The 3,321-nt window shown below is 56.9% G+C and carries 1 rRNA gene; it reads left to right on the forward strand.

The features are described from left to right. The first annotated feature begins 161 nt into the window (after positions 1-161). Positions 162-3,270 (forward strand): 23S ribosomal RNA (locus tag ACPXB1_RS30500). Positions 3,271-3,321: the final 51 nt, after the last annotated feature.

Consider the following 3,321-nt stretch of genomic DNA (forward strand, 5'->3'; position numbering starts at 1 on the left):
GTCTTTCAGAGACTTGTCTGGCCCTCCGGTGTGGGGGCTGGTGGTCTGCCAGGCATGGCCTGGTCCCGCATACCGTCCGCTGTGGTGGTGCTGGTGTGGGGCTTGTGGGTTGTGGGTTGGTCGTTTGTTGAGAATTGCACAGTGGACGCGAGCATCTTTGTGGTCAAGTTGTCAAGGGCGAACGGTGAATGCCTTGGCACCAGGAGCCGATGAAGGACGTGGGAGGCCGCGATAGGCCTGGGGGAGCTGTCAACCAAGCTGTGATCCCAGGGTGTCCGAATGGGGAAACCTGGCACCAGTCATGTGGTGTCACCCACACCTGAACACATAGGGTGTGTGGGGGGAACGCGGGGAAGTGAAACATCTCAGTACCCGTAGGAAGAGAAAACAAATAGTGATTCCGTGAGTAGTGGCGAGCGAAAGCGGATTGAGGCTAAACCGGCTGCGTGTGATACCTGTCAGGGGTTGCGTGGTCGGGGTTGTGGGACCCTACTGAACAAGCTGACACTTGTTCGAGGAGTTACAAAGTTAGTGGCTAGTCGAACAGTCTGGAATGGCTGACCGTAGACGGTGAAAGTCCGGTAGGTGAAAGTTGCTGACCTTCTGTGGGTGTTCCCGAGTAGCGGCGGACCCCTGAAATCTGCCGTGAATCTGCCAGGACCACCTGGTAAGCCTAAATACTTCCTGGTGACCGATAGCGGACGAGTACCGTGAGGGAATGGTGAAAAGTACCCCGGGAGGGGAGTGAAATAGTACCTGAAACCGTTCGCCTACAATCCGTCGGAGCCTTGCGGGGTGACGGCGTGCCTTTTGAAGAATGAGCCTGCGAGTTAGTGGCATGTGGCGAGGTTAACCCGTGTGGGGGAGCCGTAGCGAAAGCGAGTCTGAATAGGGCGATTCAGTCGCGTGTCCTAGACCCGAAGCGGAGTGATCTAGCCATGGGCAGGCTGAAGCGCGGGTAAGACCGCGTGGAGGGCCGAACCCACCAACGTTGAAAAGTTGGGGGATGACCTGTGGTTAGGGGTGAAAGGCCAATCAAACTCCGTGATAGCTGGTTCTCCCCGAAATGCATTTAGGTGCAGCGTCGCGTGTTTCTTGCCGGAGGTAGAGCACTGGATGGTCTAGGGGGCCCACAAGCTTACCGAAATCAGCCAAACTCCGAATGCCGGTAAGTGAGAGCGCGGCAGTGAGACTGCGGGGGATAAGCTTCGTAGTCGAGAGGGAAACAGCCCAGATCACCAGCTAAGGCCCCTAAGCGTGTGCTAAGTGGAAAAGGATGTGGGGTCGCATAGACAACCAGGAGGTTGGCTTAGAAGCAGCCACCCTTTAAAGAGTGCGTAATAGCTCACTGGTCAAGTGGTTCCGCGCCGACAATGTAGCGGGGCTCAAGCACACCGCCGAAGCTGTGGCATTCACATTTTAACCTCGCTTGGACGTGATTCCTTGTGCAGGTGTGTGGATGGGTAGGGGAGCGTCGTGCCGCGAGTGAAGCAGCGGGGTGACCCAGTTGTGGACGCGGCACGAGTGAGAATGCAGGCATGAGTAGCGAAAGAAGGGTGAGAAACCCTTCCGCCGGATGACCAAGGGTTCCAGGGCCAGGCTAATCCGCCCTGGGTGAGTCGGGACCTAAGGCGAGGCCGAGAGGCGTAGTCGATGGACAACGGGTTGATATTCCCGTACCCGCGAAAGAGCGTCCCTGATGAACCTCGTTGTGCTAACCACCCAAACCGGCTGCGACCTTCGGGTCAAGGTTGGGGAGCGTGGGAACCTGGCGGGTAGTAGTCAAGCGATGGGGTGACGCAGGAAGGTAGCTGAGCCCGGCCGGTGGTTGTGCCGGGGTAAGCGTGTAGGCCGTGTCGTAGGCAAATCCGCGACACTTGAGGCTGAGACGTGATGCCGAGCCGATTCAGGTGAAGTCAGTGATCCTATGCTGCCGAGAAAAGCCTCTAGCGAGTTCTTAGCGGCCCGTACCCCAAACCGACACAGGTGGTCAGGTAGAGAATACCGAGGCGATCGGGCGAACTGTGGTTAAGGAACTCGGCAAATTGCCCCCGTAACTTAGGGAGAAGGGGGGCCGGAGACGTGAAGCCCCGCGCGGGTGGAGCGTTGTATGGCCGCAGAGAGCAGGGGGAAGCGACTGTTTACTAAAAACACAGGTCCATGCGAAGAAGTAATTCGATGTATATGGACTGACGCCTGCCCGGTGCTGGAACGTTAAGGGGACCTGTTAGCTCTTCGGGGCGAAGCGGAGAACTTAAGCGCCAGTAAACGGCGGTGGTAACTATAACCATCCTAAGGTAGCGAAATTCCTTGTCGGGTAAGTTCCGACCTGCACGAATGGCGTAACGACTTCCCCACTGTCTCAACCACAGGCCCGGCGAAATTGCAGTACGAGTAAAGATGCTCGTTACGCGCGGCAGGACGGAAAGACCCCGGGACCTTTACTATAGCTTGACATTGGTACTCGAATTAGCTTGTGTAGGATAGGTGGGAGCCGGTGAAGTCCATACGCCAGTATGGGTGGAGGCAATCTTGAAATACCACTCTGGTTGATTTGGGTATCTAACTTCGGACCGTTATCCGGTTCAGGGACAGTGTCTGGTGGGTAGTTTAACTGGGGCGGTTGCCTCCTAAAGGGTAACGGAGGCGCCCAAAGGTTCCCTCAGCCTGGTTGGCAATCAGGTGTTGAGTGCAAGTACACAAGGGAGCTTGACTGTGAGACTGACAGGTCGAGCAGGGACGAAAGTCGGGACTAGTGATCCGGCACTTGCGAGTGGAAGCGGTGTCGCTCAACGGATAAAAGGTACCCCGGGGATAACAGGCTGATCTTCCCCAAGAGTCCATATCGACGGGATGGTTTGGCACCTCGATGTCGGCTCGTCGCATCCTGGGGCTGTAGCAGGTCCCAAGGGTTGGGCTGTTCGCCCATTAAAGCGGTACGCGAGCTGGGTTTAGAACGTCGTGAGACAGTTCGGTCCCTATCCGCCGTGCGCGTAGGATACTTGAGAAGGGCTGTCCCTAGTACGAGAGGACCGGGACGGACGAACCTCTGGTGTGCCAGTTGTCCCGCCAGGGGCACGGCTGGTTAGCTACGTTCGGAAGGGATAACCGCTGAAAGCATCTAAGCGGGAAGCCTGCTTCAAGATGAGGTATCCCACCCACCTTTGGTGGGGTAAGGCCCCCAGCTAGACGACTGGGTTGATAGGCCGGAAATGTAAGCCCGGTAACGGGTTCAGTTGACCGGTACTAATAGGCCGAGGACTTGACTACTAAGCTGCTACGCGTCCACTGTGCAACTCTAGACAAACGAACAACAAACCC

The sequence above is a fragment of the Micromonospora sp. DT68 genome (genome assembly GCF_049847245.1).
In the GTDB taxonomy this organism is placed as follows: domain Bacteria; phylum Actinomycetota; class Actinomycetes; order Mycobacteriales; family Micromonosporaceae; genus Micromonospora; species Micromonospora profundi.